General features: G+C 71.4%; 15 protein-coding genes and 1 tRNA gene. 9 read left to right on the forward strand and 7 right to left on the reverse strand.

Annotated elements, in window-relative coordinates; genetic code table 11:
• Positions 1-126: 126 nt before the first annotated feature.
• The gene (paaN, locus tag ACKTSN_RS23285) at positions 127-1,818 is read left to right on the forward strand and encodes a phenylacetic acid degradation protein PaaN (protein ID WP_409470893.1); all 1,692 of its coding nucleotides are present in this window, start codon (positions 127-129) and stop codon (positions 1,816-1,818) included.
• On the opposite strand, the gene ACKTSN_RS23290 is transcribed toward paaN, so the two are convergent.
• From ACKTSN_RS23290 to ACKTSN_RS23300, 3 genes are read right to left on the reverse strand one after another with little or no spacing between them, the layout of a single operon-like run.
• On the reverse strand, positions 1,815-2,642 hold the full coding sequence (locus tag ACKTSN_RS23290; protein WP_409470894.1) for a TrmH family RNA methyltransferase: 828 nt from the start codon (positions 2,640-2,642) through the stop codon (positions 1,815-1,817). The two genes, paaN and ACKTSN_RS23290, sit on opposite strands and share 4 nt — an antisense overlap.
• Positions 2,639-3,868, reverse strand: coding sequence for an HTTM domain-containing protein (locus ACKTSN_RS23295; protein ID WP_409470895.1), 1,230 nt, complete (start codon positions 3,866-3,868; stop codon positions 2,639-2,641). Before ACKTSN_RS23295 ends, ACKTSN_RS23290 begins: the two co-directional genes overlap by 4 nt.
• The gene (locus tag ACKTSN_RS23300; RefSeq protein ID WP_409470896.1) at positions 3,865-4,617 is read right to left on the reverse strand and encodes a DUF5819 family protein; all 753 of its coding nucleotides are present in this window, start codon (positions 4,615-4,617) and stop codon (positions 3,865-3,867) included. Before ACKTSN_RS23300 ends, ACKTSN_RS23295 begins: the two co-directional genes overlap by 4 nt.
• Positions 4,618-4,833: 216 nt before the next feature.
• Here ACKTSN_RS23300 and paaA point away from each other — a divergent pair, with 216 nt between their 5' ends.
• The 6 genes from paaA to ACKTSN_RS23330 all read left to right on the forward strand — a co-directional run bounded on the left by paaA (position 4,834) and on the right by ACKTSN_RS23330 (position 9,705).
• Positions 4,834-5,859 carry a 1,2-phenylacetyl-CoA epoxidase subunit PaaA gene (paaA, locus tag ACKTSN_RS23305; protein ID WP_409470897.1) on the forward strand — a complete coding sequence of 342 codons (1,026 nt, stop codon included), beginning with the start codon at positions 4,834-4,836 and terminating at the stop codon, positions 5,857-5,859.
• The gene (gene paaB / locus ACKTSN_RS23310) at positions 5,856-6,143 is read left to right on the forward strand and encodes a 1,2-phenylacetyl-CoA epoxidase subunit PaaB (protein ID WP_020119451.1); all 288 of its coding nucleotides are present in this window, start codon (positions 5,856-5,858) and stop codon (positions 6,141-6,143) included. Before paaA ends, paaB begins: the two co-directional genes overlap by 4 nt.
• Positions 6,140-6,859, forward strand: coding sequence for a 1,2-phenylacetyl-CoA epoxidase subunit PaaC (gene paaC / locus ACKTSN_RS23315; protein ID WP_409470898.1), 720 nt, complete (start codon positions 6,140-6,142; stop codon positions 6,857-6,859). Before paaB ends, paaC begins: the two co-directional genes overlap by 4 nt.
• The gene (gene paaD / locus ACKTSN_RS23320; protein ID WP_409470899.1) at positions 6,853-7,383 is read left to right on the forward strand and encodes a 1,2-phenylacetyl-CoA epoxidase subunit PaaD; all 531 of its coding nucleotides are present in this window, start codon (positions 6,853-6,855) and stop codon (positions 7,381-7,383) included. Before paaC ends, paaD begins: the two co-directional genes overlap by 7 nt.
• On the forward strand, positions 7,383-8,444 hold the full coding sequence (locus tag ACKTSN_RS23325; RefSeq protein ID WP_409470900.1) for a 2Fe-2S iron-sulfur cluster-binding protein: 1,062 nt from the start codon (positions 7,383-7,385) through the stop codon (positions 8,442-8,444). Before paaD ends, ACKTSN_RS23325 begins: the two co-directional genes overlap by 1 nt.
• 115 nt (positions 8,445-8,559) lie before the next feature.
• Positions 8,560-9,705, forward strand: coding sequence for an acyl-CoA dehydrogenase family protein (locus ACKTSN_RS23330; RefSeq protein WP_409470901.1), 1,146 nt, complete (start codon positions 8,560-8,562; stop codon positions 9,703-9,705).
• A 16-nt stretch (positions 9,706-9,721) separates the two neighbouring features.
• On the opposite strand, the gene ACKTSN_RS23335 is transcribed toward ACKTSN_RS23330, so the two are convergent.
• From ACKTSN_RS23335 to ACKTSN_RS23350, 4 genes are all read right to left on the reverse strand, one after another.
• Positions 9,722-10,069: a rhodanese-like domain-containing protein gene (locus ACKTSN_RS23335; protein ID WP_409470902.1), complete on the reverse strand. Its 348-nt coding sequence runs from the start codon at positions 10,067-10,069 to the stop codon at positions 9,722-9,724.
• Positions 10,070-10,197: 128 nt separating this feature from the next.
• Complete coding sequence (locus ACKTSN_RS23340; RefSeq protein WP_409470903.1) at positions 10,198-11,046, reverse strand: hypothetical protein; 849 nt, start codon at positions 11,044-11,046, stop codon at positions 10,198-10,200.
• Between the two features lie 45 nt (positions 11,047-11,091).
• Positions 11,092-12,573: a DUF2252 domain-containing protein gene (locus ACKTSN_RS23345; protein WP_409470904.1), complete on the reverse strand. Its 1,482-nt coding sequence runs from the start codon at positions 12,571-12,573 to the stop codon at positions 11,092-11,094.
• Positions 12,574-12,783: 210 nt separating this feature from the next.
• Positions 12,784-12,870, reverse strand: a tRNA-Leu gene (locus ACKTSN_RS23350).
• A gap of 466 nt (positions 12,871-13,336) precedes the next feature.
• Between ACKTSN_RS23350 and ACKTSN_RS23355 the strand changes: the two genes are divergently transcribed.
• Both ACKTSN_RS23355 and ACKTSN_RS23360 read left to right on the forward strand, forming a co-directional pair.
• Positions 13,337-14,200, forward strand: coding sequence for an FhaA domain-containing protein (locus tag ACKTSN_RS23355; protein ID WP_409470905.1), 864 nt, complete (start codon positions 13,337-13,339; stop codon positions 14,198-14,200).
• Between the two features lie 10 nt (positions 14,201-14,210).
• Entirely contained in the window at positions 14,211-14,720 is a 510-nt protein-coding gene (locus ACKTSN_RS23360) for an FHA domain-containing protein FhaB/FipA (RefSeq protein WP_409470906.1), read from the forward strand.
• The last annotated feature ends 66 nt before the right edge of the window (positions 14,721-14,786 follow it).

The raw sequence follows: 14,786 nt of genomic DNA on the forward strand, positions 1-14,786 counted from the left end.
ATGCGGCGGACCCCCTTGTCCCGACCGATCGTTCGGTTACTCTAACTCTGACTGCCTGTTTCTGCCCATGTCTCTGCCCAGGTCATGAGCTCGACGAAGAGTTCTGAGACAAGGAGTTGGTCCAGCATGGCCGCCGAACTCACCGCCCACGAGCTGATCGCCCAGCACCGGCCCACCCTCGACCAGGCGCTGGAAGCGATCCGCACGCGCGCGTACTGGTCCCCGCACCCCGAACACCCCAAGGCCTACGGGGAGAACGGCAGCCTGGACGCGGCAGCGGGCAAGGCCGCCTTCGACGCCCTCCTGGGAACCCGCCTCGACCTCGGCCAGCCCGGCACGGACGACTGGACGGGCGGCGAGGTCTCGCCGTACGGCATCGAGCTGGGCGTCACCTACCCGCACGCGGACCTCGACGTCCTGCTGCCCGTCATGAAGGCCGGACAGCGCTCGTGGCGCGACGCGGGCGCGGAGATCCGGGCGATGGTGTGTCTGGAGATCCTCAAGCGGATCAGCGACCGGACGCACGAGTTCGCGCACGCGGTGATGCACACCAGCGGCCAGGCCTTCATGATGGCGTTCCAGGCGGGCGGCCCGCACGCGCAGGACCGCGGCCTGGAGGCGGTGGCGTACGCGTACGTGGAGCAGGTCCGCACGCCCGACACCGCGGAGTGGACCAAACCCCAGGGCAAGCGGGAGCCGCTCGCGCTGACCAAGCGGTTCACGCCGGTGCCGCGCGGGATCGCGCTGGTCATCGGCTGCAACACCTTCCCGACGTGGAACGGCTACCCGGGCCTGTTCGCCTCCCTCGCCACCGGAAATGCCGTCCTGGTCAAGCCCCACCCGCGCGCGGTGCTGCCGCTGGCGCTGACCGTGCAGGTCGCGCGCCAGGTGCTCGCCGAAGCGGGCTTCGACCCGAACCTGATCGCACTGGCCGTCGAGCGGCCCGGCGAGGGCATCGCCAAGACGCTCGCCACCCGCCCCGAGATCCGGATCATCGACTACACCGGTTCGACGGCGTTCGGCGACTGGCTGGAGGCCAACGCCCGCCAGGCGCAGGTCTTCACGGAGAAGGCCGGTGTCAACACGGTGGTCGTGGAGTCCACCGACGACTACAAGGGCATGCTCGCCAACCTGGCGTTCTCCCTGTCGCTGTACAGCGGCCAGATGTGCACCACGCCGCAGAACCTCCTCGTCCCCCGGGACGGCATCCGCACCGACCAGGGACCCCGGTCCTTCGACGAGGTGGTCGCCGACCTGGCGAAGGCGGTCGACGGGCTCCTCGGTGACGACACGCGCGCGAACGCCCTGCTCGGCGCCATCGTCAACCCGGACGTCAAGGCCCGCCTCGAGGCCGCGGCCGGCCTCGGCGAGGTCGCTCTCGCTTCGCGGGAGGTCGTCAACCCGGAGTTCCCGGGCGCGGTGGTCCGTACGCCCGTGATCGTGAAGTTGGACGGCGCCAAGCCGGACGACGAGGCCGCGTACATGAGCGAGTGCTTCGGGCCCGTCTCCTTCGCCGTGGCCGTCGACTCCGCGGCCGACGCGGTGGAGCTGTTGCGGCGGACCATCAGGGAGAAGGGCGCGATGACGGTGGGCGCGTACACGACCGACGAGGAGGTCGAGCGTGCGGTCGAGGAGGCCTGCCTGGAGGAGGCCGCGCAGCTGTCCCTGAACCTCACCGGCGGGGTGTACGTCAACCAGACGGCCGCGTTCTCCGACTTCCACGGCTCGGGCGGCAACCCGGCGGCCAACGCGGCCCTCACCGACGGCGCGTTCGTGGCGAACCGGTTCCGGATGGTGGAGGTGCGGCGCGAGGCTTAGTCCTTGATCGGTGCACCCCCGGTGGCGCTCCAGTGGTACAGCGCCATGGCCACGCTGGTCGCGAGGTTGTAGCTGGAGACCTGGGGGCGCATCGGCAGCGCCACCAGATGGTCGGCACGCGCGCGCAGGTCCGCGGACAGGCCGCTGCGCTCCGAGCCGAAGGCGAGCAGCGCGTCGTCCGGCAGCTTCAGGCCGCGGATGTCCTCGCCCTCCGGGTCGAGGGCGAACACCGGCCCCGGCGGGAGTTCGTCGACGGCCAGCCGCTCCACCGCGGTGGCGAAGTGCAGCCCGGCTCCGCCGCGTACCACCGTGGGATGCCAGGGGTCGAGCGTGCCGGTCGTGACCACGCCGGTCGCCCCGAAGCCGGCGGCCAGCCGGATCACCGCGCCGGCGTTGCCCAGGTTGCGCGGCTGGTCGAGTACGACGACGGGCGCGCTGCGGGGTGTGCGGGCCAGCGTCCGCAGGTTGACCTCGCGGGACGGCCGTACGGCCAGGGCGGCCACGGCCGTGGGATGGGGGCGCGGCACGAGGGACGTGTACGTCGACTCCGTGACCTGCGTGAGCAGCGCGTCCAGCGTCTCCCGTACGTCCGGAGCCAGCTCGTCGGCGAGTGCGAGCGCGGCCGCCCGGTCGACGGTGACCGCGAGGGGCACCTCGGCCCCGAAACGCACGGCGTGCTTGAGCGCGTGGAACCCATCGAGCAGCACAGAGCTACCGACGAACCGCCGCCAGACGCCGACGGGGTCGACGGCCTGCCGATGAGCGGGACCGGCGGCACCGAGGCTTGCCGGACCAGGCGGGGCTTGGCTCGCGGACTCCGTCATGCCCTGAAGCCTACGTGGGTCTGCTCGGGTTTCCCGGTGTGCTCGGGGGCGTCGTCCATGTCCCGCTGAGCGGGCACCGTTCCGCCGGCGCGCGGGAACAGGCGGGCACGCGCGCGTGCGGCACCGTCGCCGAGCCGGCGCAGGAACGGCGTCGGCAGGAAGACCGCGTCCGCCGCGATCATCGCCAGCGAGAAGAACGGCAGCCCGAGAACCACGGCGATCACCGCATGCTCGGTGATCATGATGGCCAGGAGGACGTTCTTGACCCGCCGGTGGAGCAGCGTGAACGGGAAGGCGACCTGCACGATCACCGTCCCGTACGTCACGAGCATGACCAAGGTTCCGCTGGCCGACAGGAGATCGGCGAGCGCGGGCCAGGGCGAGAAGTAGTCGAGGTGGAGGGGGTAGTAGACCGCGGTGCCGTCCTGCCAGCGCGAGCCCTGGATCTTGTACCAGCCGGCCGTGGCGTAGATCAGACAGGCCTCGGCCATGATCACCAGCAGGGCACCGTTGTGCAGGATGTTGCCGATCACGTCGAGCATGATCCGGGGCTGAGCCGTCCGCGCAAGGCGCCCGACGATCCACCACAGGGCCTGCGCCACCCACACGGCCCACAGCAGCGCCGGTACGAACCAGTCGCCGTCCAGCCGCCCCACCGCGGTCACCGCGAACAGCGCCAGACCGAGCACGCCCCACAGCACCGGGCCGGTCCGGTCGGTGACCCGCTCGCCACGCGCGCGTGCCGCCCGCGCGAGCCGGGCACGCCGCGCGTCCAGCGACCACACCTGGCCGCACCGCGTGAACACCAGGTAGATGCACGTCAGGTGCAGGACGTTGTCGCCGCCGTCCCCCATGAAGACGCTGCGGTTCTGCAGCGAGAGCACGCCGACCATGAACAGCACGGACATGGTGCGGGTGCGCCAGCCCACGATCAGCAGCAGGCTCGACAGAGCGGCGAGCACGTAGACGGCCTCGAACCAGAACTGCCCGTCGGACCACATCAGGGCGGTGAACGCGCCGTTGGCCCCGATCAACTGCTCGGCGAGGTCCCAGCCCCACGGGCCGTCGGGGCCGTACAGCTCCTGCCGATGGGGAAACTCGCGCAACAGGAACAGCAGCCAGGTCGCGGCGAATCCGATACGGATCACCGCGGTCTGGTACGGGCCGAGGGCGGACTCGGTGACGCGGGCGATCCCGCGGGAGACGGCCAGGGCGAGACGGCTCACCGGACACCTCCCTCGGCCTCGTTCTGCGGCACCGACCACCAGGGCAGCAGCCGGTACGTCGGCTTGAGGGATATCTGTTCCTCGCTCCAGTCGGGCGGGCGGACGTTGGTGGTCTGCGAGCGGACCTGCACCCGGTCGACGACATCACCGGGCCCGGCCGCGTCCGCGCGGTCCAGGCGCAGCACCACGATGCGGCGCAGATAGGTCTCGCTCAGCGCGCCGCGCAGGCCGGAGGGGCGGTTGTCGCCGTCGTGCGTGGCGACGTAGAAGTCCCAGGCGCGGCGCAGCTCGTTCTGCTCAGTGTGGCTGGGCAGCAGGTTGCCGTCGATGGCCCGGCCGTCCTGCGCGGACAGGTCGTACCAGCGGGTGGTGCGTATCTCGCCGCCCGCCGTGTGGATCTCGGCGCGCACCTGCACGGCGATGTTCTGCTGGAGCGGGTTCGGGGCGAACAGCTTCCAGTTCTGCTCGAACTCCGGGTAGATCCACTCGTCGATCGCCTCGCCGTGCTTCTTGGTGACCGTGTTCGACGGCGCGACGTGCAGGAAGACCATCCCGATGTGGACACAGACGGCGACCGCGACGACCGCGAGGGCGAGCGCGACGCCGATCTGGTAGGGGGGCGACAGGGCGGCGACGCCGGTGCGGGGCTCCTGCTGCGTGCTCATCCCATCAGGTCCGCCCTGCTCGCCCGGCCCGTGCGGAACGCTCGCAGCTCCGCCGTACGCGTCCTTCGCGCGATGCGCGTCCATTCCGCCCCGATCCCTGTCCGTCTCCGCCGCCCGGCAGCCCCCTTGCACGCGAACGGTACTCAGGCCGACCCACCCGGCACAGCCCGTTCCCTCGGCCCGCCCGCAGGTTATCCACAGCGGTTGACACCTTACGGCGCTCGACCGACCATGGAATCGCATGAACCGAACGATCGGTCGGGAGTAGCTCCGGACAGAGCCCAAGGTCGAGGGGGCCTCATGGCGACAGCAGCCGCGCACGAGACGGACCGCACAGCGGCATACGGCACCGACGACGACGCCACCGATGCGTACGAGCGCGCCTTCGACGCCGCCGTGGCCGCCGACGAGCGCATCGAGCCGCGTGACTGGATGCCCGACGCGTACCGCGCGACGCTGGTCCGGCAGATCGCCCAGCACGCCCACTCCGAGATCATCGGCATGCAGCCGGAGGCGAACTGGATCACGCGCGCGCCCTCGCTGCGCCGCAAGGCCATCCTGATGGCCAAGGTCCAGGACGAGGCGGGCCACGGGCTGTACCTGTACAGCGCGGCCGAAACGCTCGGCACCAGCCGCGAGGAACTGCTGGACAAGCTGCACAGCGGCCGCCAGAAGTACTCCTCGATCTTCAACTACCCCACGCTGACCTGGGCGGACGTCGGCGCGATCGGCTGGCTGGTGGACGGCGCCGCGATCACCAACCAGGTACCGCTGTGCCGCTGCTCCTACGGCCCGTACGCCCGCGCGATGGTCCGCATCTGCAAGGAGGAGTCCTTCCACCAGCGCCAGGGCTACGAGCTGCTGCTCGCCCTCAGCCGCGGCACCCCCGAGCAGCACGCGATGGCGCAGGACGCGGTGGACCGCTGGTGGTGGCCGTCCCTGATGATGTTCGGCCCGCCCGACGACGAGTCCCAGCACTCGGCCCAGTCGATGGCCTGGAAGATCAAGCGCCACTCGAACGACGAGCTGCGCCAGCGCTTCGTCGACATCTGCGTCCCGCAGGCCGAGTCCCTGGGCCTCACCGTCCCGGACCCGGACCTGAGGTGGAACGAGGAGCGCGGGCACTACGACTTCGGCCCGATCGACTGGACGGAGTTCTGGGAGGTGCTCAAGGGCAACGGCCCGTGCAACGAGCAGCGGATGACGCAGCGCAGGCAGGCGCACGAGGAGGGCGCCTGGGTGCGGGAGGCGGCCGCGGCCCACGCGGCCAAGCGCGCCGCCCGGGGCCCGCGTACCACGGAGACGACGGGAGCGACGCGAGCATGACGAACACCGACTGGCCGCTGTGGGAGGTCTTCGTGCGCTCACGCCGCGGCCTGTCCCACACCCACGCCGGCAGCCTGCATGCCCCGGACGCGGAGCTCGCCCTGCGCAACGCGCGCGATCTGTACACCCGGCGCGGCGAGGGCGTCTCGATCTGGGTCGTCCCCTCGTCCGCCATCACGGCGTCCTCGCCCGACGAAAAGGACCCCTTCTTCGAACCGTCGGCCGACAAGCCCTACCGGCACCCGACGTTCTACGAGATCCCGGAGGGGGTGAAGCACCTGTGACGACCACCGTCCCCACCACCGCCGCCCTCGCCCTGGGCGACGACGCCCTGGTGCTCTCCCACCGCCTGGGCGAGTGGGCCGGCCGCGCCCCCGTGCTGGAGGAGGAGGTCGCCCTCGCCAACATCGCGCTGGACCTGCTCGGCCAGGCCCGTGTGCTGCTCTCACTGGCCGGCGACGAGGACGAGCTGGCGTACCTGCGCGAGGAGCGCGCCTTCCGCAACCTCCAGCTGGTGGAACAGCCGAACGGCGACTTCGCCCACACCATCGCCCGCCAGCTGTTCTTCTCCACCTACCAGCACCTGCTGTACGCCCGGCTGGCCGCCGGAGACGGCCCCTTCGCCCCCCTCGCCGCGAAGGCCGTCAAAGAGGTCGCCTACCACCGCGACCACGCCGAGCAGTGGACCGTGCGCCTCGGCGACGGCACTGAGGTGAGCCATGAGCGGATGCAGCGGGCGTGCGCGGCGCTGTGGCGGTTCACCGGTGAGATGTTCCAGCCGGTGGAGGGCCTGGACGTCGAGGAGGAGAAGTTGCGGGCGGACTGGCTGGAGTCGGTCGGGGACGTCCTGCGCCGCGCGACCCTCACGCCCCCCGAGGGACCGCAGTCCGGGGCCTGGACGGCGGGCGCCGGCCGGCAGGGCCTGCACACCGAGCCGTTCGGACGCATGCTCGCCGAGATGCAGCATCTGCATCGCAGCCACCCGGGGGCGACATGGTGACCGGTACGACGACTCCGGAAGCGGAGCTACTGCGGGTGGCGGGCTCGGTGCCCGACCCCGAGCTGCCCGTGCTCACCCTGCAGGAACTGGGCGTACTGCGCGCGGTGCACCTGCGCGACGCAGACGCGGTCGAGGTCGAGCTGACCCCGACATACACCGGCTGCCCCGCCCTCGAGGCGATGAGCGTGGACATAGAACGGGCGCTGCACGAGCACGGCATACGGGACGTGACCGTCCGCACGGTGCTCACACCGGCCTGGTCCACGGACGACATCACGCCCGAAGGGCGCCGCAAACTCAGGGAGTTCGGGATCGCGCCGCCGCGCGTGCGGCGGGATTCCGGACCGGTGGCGCTGGAATTGGGGCCGACGCGCACGCTCACCGAGGAGACGGATCCCGTCCGCTGCCCGCACTGCGGATCCGCCGACACCGAGCTGCTCAGCCGTTTCTCCTCCACCGCGTGCAAGGCGCTGCGGCGCTGTCTGGCCTGCCGTGAACCGTTCGACCACTTCAAGGAGTTGTGATGGCCCGTTTCCACACACTCCCGGTGACCGCGGTCGACCGGCTCACCGACGACTCCATCGCCGTCACACTCTCGGTCCCCGAGGAACTGCGCGCGGAGTACCGGCACGCCGCCGGGCAGCACCTCGCCCTGCGGCGCGTGGTCAACGGGGTCGAGATCCGGCGAACGTACTCGATCTGCTCCCCGGCTCCGGACAACGGCGAAGGGCCGCGCACCCTGCGGGTGGGGGTGCGGCTCGTCGAGGGCGGGGCCTTCTCGACGTACGCACTGAAGGAGATCAACGTCGGTGACGAGCTGGAGGTGATGACACCGGCGGGACGCTTCACCCTCGATCCCGCGCCCGGTCTGTACGCCGCGATCGTCGGCGGCAGCGGGATCACACCGGTGCTGTCGATCGTCTCGACGTTGCTGGCACGCGAGCCGCAGGCCCGCTTCTGCCTCATACGCAGCGACCGGACGTCCGCCTCGACGATGTTCCTGGAGGAGGTCGCCGACCTCAAGGACCGCTACCCGGAACGCCTCCAGCTGGTAACGGTTCTCTCGCGGGAGGAACAGCAGGCCGGACTGCCCTCCGGGCGGCTCGACCGGGAGCGGCTGACGGGTCTGCTTCCGGCGCTGCTGCCGGTGACGGAGGTCGCCGGGTGGTTCCTGTGCGGGCCGTTCGGGCTGGTGCAGGAGGCCGAGCGGGCGCTGCGCGGGCTGGACGTACCGCGCAGCAGGATCCACGAGGAGATCTTCCACGTGGACGCCGGAGCGCCCGCCACGCCGAGTGTCCCCGCGCCCGCGCACAGCACGGTGACCGCTCGGCTCGACGGCCGCGGCGGGACCTGGCCCGTGCAGGACGGCGAGTCGCTCCTGGAGGCGGTGCTGCGCAACCGGCCCGACGCTCCCTACGCCTGCAAGGGCGGGGTGTGCGGCACCTGCCGGGCGTTCCTGGTCTCCGGCGAGGTGCGCATGGACCGCAACTTCGCGCTGGAGAGGGAGGAGACGGAAGCCGGGTATGTGCTGGCCTGCCAGTCGCATCCGGTGACGGAGCGGGTGGAGCTGGACTTCGACCGTTGAGAGCGCGGGGCGCACGGTGAGCGGCACCGGCGTCCCCGGTCATTCCCTTCTTCTAGAACCTGTTCTATCTTGACGCTCCGTCAGATCAGCGGAGCCGCCCGGAAGGACAGGGACCGTGGACTTCACCTTCACCGAGGAGCAACAGGCGGCAGCCGAGGCGGCGCGGGGCGTCTTCGCCGACATCGCGCCGGACGCCGTGCCGAGCCCGGCGCTCACCACCGGCGCCGTGGCCGACGACTTCGACCGGGCGCTGTGGGCCAGGCTCGCCGACGCCGACCTGCTGGGCCTGCTCCTCGACCCGGAGTACGGCGGGGCGGGCCTCGACGCCATCGCGTTGTGCCTGGTGCTGCGCGAGTCGGCGAAGGTGTTGGCGCGGGTGCCGCTGCTGGAGAGCAGCGCGGCCCTGGCGGCCGTACAGGCCTACGGCGGCGAGGAGTTGAAGTCGGCCGTGCTCGCGAGGGCGGGGCGCGGTGAGATCGTGCTGACCGTCGCCGGCGAGGGCCGTACCGGGGGTCACGATCCCGCCGAACGTGCCGTCAGCGCACGGCAGGACGGGCCGGACGGAGCCGACTGGATCCTCGACGGGGTGCAGACGGCGGTGCCCTGGGCGTATGACGCCGACTTCACGCTCGTCCCGGCGCACACCGGTGCCGACCGCAGCATCCTCGCCGTGGTGCCCCGCGGTCACGAAGGGGCGGTTCTCGCCGAGCAGGTCTCCACCACCGGCGAGCGGCTCGGCGAGCTGCGGCTGAAGGCCGTGCGGATTCCGGACCGGTACGTCATCACGGCCGACGGCGCCTGGGAGTGGCTGCGTGAGCTGCTGGCCACCGGGACGTGCGCGCTGGCGCTCGGGCTCGGGGAGCGGGTGCTGAGGATGACCAGCGAGTACGCGGGCAAGCGGGAGCAGTTCGGGTACCCGATCGCCACCTTCCAGGCCGTCGCCGTGCAGGCCGCCGACCGGTACATCGATCTGCGCGCCATGGAGGCCACCCTGTGGCAGGCCGCGTGGCGCATCGCCTCGGGTGCCCAGGGTGCGCTGCCCGCCTCCGGGGATGTCGCGGTCGCCAAGATCTGGGCGGCGGACGGCGTACGCCGGGTCGTGCAGACGGCGCAGCACCTGCACGGGGGGTTCGGCGCCGACGTCGACTACCCGTTGCACCGGTACCACGCCTGGGCCAAGCACCTGGAGCTGTCGCTCGGCCCGGCCGCGGCGCACGAGGAGGCGCTGGGCGACCTGCTGGCAGCCCATCCGCCGGCCTGACGCCCCCGGAGAGCTGCTAGAGGACGTGCCCCGGTTCACCCGCGTCGGTCACCACGGGACGGCCGGTGGCCGCCCACACCTGCATACCGCCGTCGACGTTCACAGCGTCGATGCCCCGCTGGACGAGGTACATCGTGACCTGGGCCGAACGCCCGCCGGAGCGGCAGATCACATGCACCCGGCCGTCCTGCGGGGCGGCCTCGGTCAGCTCGCCGTAGCGCGCCACGAACTCGCTGATGGGAATGTGCAGCGCCCCTTCGGCGTGACCCGCCTGCCACTCGTCGTCCTCGCGGACGTCCAGCAGAAAGTCGTCGTCCTTGAGGTCCGTGACCTCGACCGTGGGAACACCGGCTCCGAAATTCATGCTCCCGACGCTACCCGACGCAACACCGGGCGTTCAGGCCCTACCGGTCGGCACCGCTCAGGCCCGACAGGTCGGACGCCTCACGCCCGCCGGGCACACACCGCTCACGCCCGCCCGGTATGCACCGCTCACGCCTGCCCGGCCAGCGCCGCCAGCTCCGCCTCGCGTGCCGCGACGTCCGCCAGCAGTTGCTCGGCGATCTCCTCGAGGAGACGGTCCGGGTCGTCCGGCGCCAGCCGGAGCATGGAGCCGATGGCGCTCTCCTCCAGTTCCCGGGCGACGACGGTGAGCAGTTCCTTGCGCTGGGCCAGCCACTCCAGGCGGGCGTACAGCTCCTCGCCACGGCTCGGACGCCGCTCCTCGGGCACCGGCCCGGCGGCCCACTCCTCGGACAGCTCTCGCAGCAGCGCCTCGTCGCCACGGGCGTAGGCGGTGTTGACGCGGGTGATGAACTCCTCACGCCGCTTGCGCTCACCCTCCTCCTGCGCCAGGTCGGGGTGGGCCTTGCGGGCCAGCTCGCGGTAGAGCTTGCGGGCCTCCTCGCTGGGCCGCACCCGCTGCGGGGGCTGCACGGGTTGGTCCGTGAGCATCGCCACGGCCTCCGGGAACAGGCCGTCGCTGTCCATCCAGCCGTGGAACAGCTCCTCCACGGAGGGCATCGGCAGCACCCGGGCACGCAGCTCCTGCGCACGGCGCAGGTCCTCGGGGTCACCGCTCTGTGCGGCCCTGGCCTCGGCGATCTGCGCGTCCAGCTCCTCGAGGCGGGCGTACATCGGGCCGAGCCTCTGGTGGTGCAGCCGGGAGAAGTTCTCGATCTCGACCCGGAAGGTCTCGACCGCGATCTCGTACTCGATCAGCGCCTGCTCGGCCGCCCGCACGGCCCGCTCCAGCCGCTCCTCGGGCCGGGGCGCGCCGTCCTCGGGCGTCGCCTGCGCCTCACCGGCGACACCATCCTGCTGAGCATCCGGGGTCGTCACCCGACCAGCGTAGGCCACGGGCGGACCGGCCTCGGAGGCTCACCCTCATACGCCCAGCTCAGCCGCGACCCGCCCGGCCCGCACCGCCGACACCAGCGCCGCATGGTCCGCCTCCGTACGGTCGGCGTAGGCGACGGCGAACATGGCCATCGCCTCGTCGAGCTCCTCGTTCTTGCCGCAGTAGCCGGCGATCAGGCGGGGGTCGGCGCTGTGGGAGTGGGCACGGGCGAGAAGCGCGCCCGCCATGCGGGCGTAGTCGTCGAGCTGGTCGGTGGACAGGGCGGCGGGGTCGACGCTCCCCTTGCGGTTACGGAACTGACGGACCTGGAACGGGCGGTCGTCGACGGTCGTCCAGCCGAGCAGGATGTCGCTGACGACCTGCATACGCTTCTGGCCGAGGACGACCCGGCGGCCCTCGTGATCGACGGGCGGAACGTCGAAGCCGGCGGTCAGCAGATGGGGCAGCAGAGCCGAGGCGCGGGCCTCCTTCACCTGGAGTATCAGCGCCTCGCCCCGGTGGTCCAGCAGCAGCACGACGTACGACCGCATGCCCACACTGCCCGTGCCGACGACGCGGAACGCCACGTCGTGCACCGCATGGCGGGCCAGCAGCGGGAGGCGGTCCTCGGAGAGAGTCGTCAGGTACTGCTCCAGAGAGGCCGCCACGGCCGCCGCCTCCGCGTCCGGGACGCGACGCAGCACCGGCGGGGCGTCGACGAAGCGGCGGCCGCCGCCCTCGGTCGGCTCCGTCGATCTGGCGGCGAAGCGTCCGCTGGTGTTCGCCCGCGCCTTCTCGCTGACCCGCTCCAGGGTGCCGAGCAGATCATGGGCGTCGGTGTGGGAGACGAGCTCCTCGTCCGCGATGGCGTTCCACGCGTCCAGCGCCGGGAGCCTGGCGAGCAGCCGCATGGTGCGGCGGTACGCGCCCACCGTGTCGTGCGCCGCCGCCCGGCACGTGTCCTCGTCCGCGCCGGCCTCCCGGCCCGCCAGCACCAGGGAGGCGGCCAGCCGCTTGAGGTCCCACTCCCAGGGGCCGTCGACCGTCTCGTCGAAGTCGTTCAGGTCGATGACCAGGCCGCCGCGGGCGTCGCCGTACAGGCCGAAGTTCGCCGCGTGCGCGTCGCCGCAGATCTGGGCGCGGATCCTGGTCATGGGGGTGCGGGCCAGGTCGTACGCCATGAGGCCCGCCGAACCGCGCAGGAAGGCGAAGGGGGTGGCCGCCATCCTGCCGATCCGTATCGGCGGGAGCTCGGGGATGCGGCCACGGCTCGACTCCTCGACCGCGGTCACCGCATCGGGCCGGGAGCCGTCGACATCGAGGGAGGCGTGCGCACGCCGCGGAACCCTCTCCCGCAGGGCCTTGCCCTCCTCCTTGGGCGACCCCTTGGCCGGTCCGGAGACCGAAGCCCTCCCGAGCGGCCACTCGGCAAAGCCCCGCACTCGCGGAATCCGCACCGTCCCGGAACCCGCCTCCTGCGCCCCGACCTCGGTCACCACGACCGCCTCCCCCGCGACTCGCACGAACATCAACTCGTGCCGACCGTACAACCGGCCGCCGAATCCCGTCAGACCCTGTGGACAACTCCTCACCTGTGGACATGCGCCGCCCGTGAGATAGCTCACGGGCGGGGCCCACCGCATACATCCCCGGGCTGTGCATCGCCTCACACCGCACGGCACAACGAGAAACGGGCCCCTGCCGTGACTTCCGTCACTGCAGAGACCCGTTCATCGGTCTGGTGCGCGAGGGGGGAGTTGAACCCCCACGCCCTTGCGGGCACTGGAACCTGAATCCAGCGCGTCTGCCTATTCCGCCACCCGCGCATTGGGTGTGTCATCGGGCTGCTTTCCCTTGGGTTCGGCGCCCTCCGACACCCAGAACATTAGCACGCTGGACGGGGTGGGTTCACATCCCTTTGTTCGGGGCAGGGGCAGTCCCCGTCAGCCCCCGTGAGCCCTCCGTCAGCATCGACGGCCCTCCGTCCGTATCAACCTCGTACCGGTCCGGTCCGTCTGCCCAGGAGAGGGGCGGAGTCCACAGTCTGGTGCGGGACACTTGTTTACGGCCCCCTCTACGATCCATGGAGTTCGAAGGGGAGCGCCGAAGGGAACTTCGTCAGGCGTCGACACCCGTCGACCGGGCTGACAGGGGGAACCAGCCGATTCACCGGCGCGTGGATACGATCAGTAAGCAGTACCGGGTAAGCAGTACGGACGGCAGTACCGCCGGTACCAGCAGTACCAGCAGTACCTGCAGTACACAGGACGGCAACGACGGAGGAGGTGCCCCATGGGAGTCCTGAAGAAGTTCGAGCAGCGTCTCGAAGGTCTGGTCAACGGCACCTTCGCCAAGGTGTTCAAGTCCGAGGTCCAGCCCGTGGAGATCGCCGGTGCGCTCCAGCGCGAGTGCGACAACAACGCGACCATCTGGAACCGCGACCGGACGGTCGTCCCCAACGACTTCATCGTGGAGCTGAGCGCCCCCGACTTCGAGCGCCTCAGCCCGTACTCCGGCCAGCTCGGCGACGAGCTCGCCGGCATGGTCCGCGACTACGCCAAGCAGCAGCGCTACACCTTCATGGGACCGATCAAGGTCCACCTGGAGAAGGCGGACGACCTCGACACCGGCCTGTACCGGGTGCGCAGCCGTACGCTCGCCTCCTCCAGCAGCCAGGAGGCCCCGAACCGCGCCCCCGCCGCCGGCGGCGCGCGCCCCGGCGGCTACGGCTACCCGCAGCCGGGCAGCTCCGCGCAGCCCGCCGGCGCTCCCCCCATGCCCGCCGCGCCACCGCCCGGCGCCCGCCCCGGCGGCTACGGTTACCCGCAGCCGACCCAGCCCGCCGCACAGCGCCCCGGCGCCGCGCCGGGCGCGCGCACCAGGTACTGGATCGAGATCAACGGCACCCGCCATCAGATCTCCCGCCCGACCCTGGTGATGGGCCGCAGCACCGAAGCCGACGTGCGGATCGACGACCCCGGCGTATCGCGCCGGCACTGTGAGATCCGGACCGGAACGCCCTCGACGATCCAGGATCTCGGGTCCACCAACGGCATCGTGGTGGACGGGCAGCACACCACCCGCGCTACGCTCCGCGACGGCTCGCGGATCGTCGTGGGCAGCACCACCGTTATCTATAGGCAAGCCGAAGGGTGATCCGGGGGCAATGTCAGAGCTGACCCTCACGGTCATGCGGCTGGGTTTCCTGGCCGTACTGTGGCTATTCGTGATCATGGCCGTGCAGGTCATCCGCAGCGACCTGTTCGGGACGCGGGTCACCCAGCGCGGGTCCCGCCGGGAGGCCGGCCGGCCACAGCAGGCCGGCCGCCAGGCACCCCCGCAACAGCGCCAGCAGCCCGCCCAGGGCCGCCAGCGTCGTAACGCCCCGACGAAACTGGTCGTGACCGAAGGCACACTCACCGGCACGACCGTCGCGCTCCAGGGACAGACCATCACCCTGGGCCGGGCACACGACAGCACGATCGTGCTGGACGACGACTACGCCTCCAGCCGGCATGCCAGGATCTACCCGGACCGGGACGGCCAGTGGATCGTGGAGGACCTCGGGTCCACCAACGGCACGTATCTCGACCGGAGCCGCCTCACGACCCCCACGCCGATCGCGCCCGGCGCACCGATCCGCATCGGCAAGACCGTCATCGAGCTGCGGAAGTAGTACGACAATGAGCGAGCGGAGCGAGCACGCAGCGGCGGTCCACACCCGGGGCCCCGGCGCGCTCCC

It is taken from the genome of Streptomyces flavusporus (assembly GCF_046267975.1).
Classification (GTDB): Bacteria; Actinomycetota; Actinomycetes; order Streptomycetales; family Streptomycetaceae; genus Streptomyces; species Streptomyces flavusporus.

What these genes read in the sequence shown, in the direction of transcription:
- paaN (WP_409470893.1), top strand. Translation starts at nt 127, where the DNA reads ATGGCCGCCGAACTCACCGCCCACGAGCTGATCGCCCAGCACCGGCCC.
- ACKTSN_RS23290 (WP_409470894.1), bottom strand. Translation starts at nt 2,642, where the DNA reads ATGACGGAGTCCGCGAGCCAAGCCCCGCCTGGTCCGGCAAGCCTCGGT.
- ACKTSN_RS23300 (WP_409470896.1), bottom strand. Translation starts at nt 4,617, where the DNA reads ATGGACGCGCATCGCGCGAAGGACGCGTACGGCGGAGCTGCGAGCGTT.
- paaA (WP_409470897.1), top strand. Translation starts at nt 4,834, where the DNA reads ATGGCGACAGCAGCCGCGCACGAGACGGACCGCACAGCGGCATACGGC.
- paaB (WP_020119451.1), top strand. Translation starts at nt 5,856, where the DNA reads ATGACGAACACCGACTGGCCGCTGTGGGAGGTCTTCGTGCGCTCACGC.
- paaD (WP_409470899.1), top strand. Translation starts at nt 6,853, where the DNA reads ATGGTGACCGGTACGACGACTCCGGAAGCGGAGCTACTGCGGGTGGCG.
- ACKTSN_RS23325 (WP_409470900.1), top strand. Translation starts at nt 7,383, where the DNA reads ATGGCCCGTTTCCACACACTCCCGGTGACCGCGGTCGACCGGCTCACC.
- ACKTSN_RS23335 (WP_409470902.1), bottom strand. Translation starts at nt 10,069, where the DNA reads ATGAATTTCGGAGCCGGTGTTCCCACGGTCGAGGTCACGGACCTCAAG.
- ACKTSN_RS23345 (WP_409470904.1), bottom strand. Translation starts at nt 12,573, where the DNA reads ATGTTCGTGCGAGTCGCGGGGGAGGCGGTCGTGGTGACCGAGGTCGGG.
- ACKTSN_RS23355 (WP_409470905.1), top strand. Translation starts at nt 13,337, where the DNA reads ATGGGAGTCCTGAAGAAGTTCGAGCAGCGTCTCGAAGGTCTGGTCAAC.
- ACKTSN_RS23360 (WP_409470906.1), top strand. Translation starts at nt 14,211, where the DNA reads ATGTCAGAGCTGACCCTCACGGTCATGCGGCTGGGTTTCCTGGCCGTA.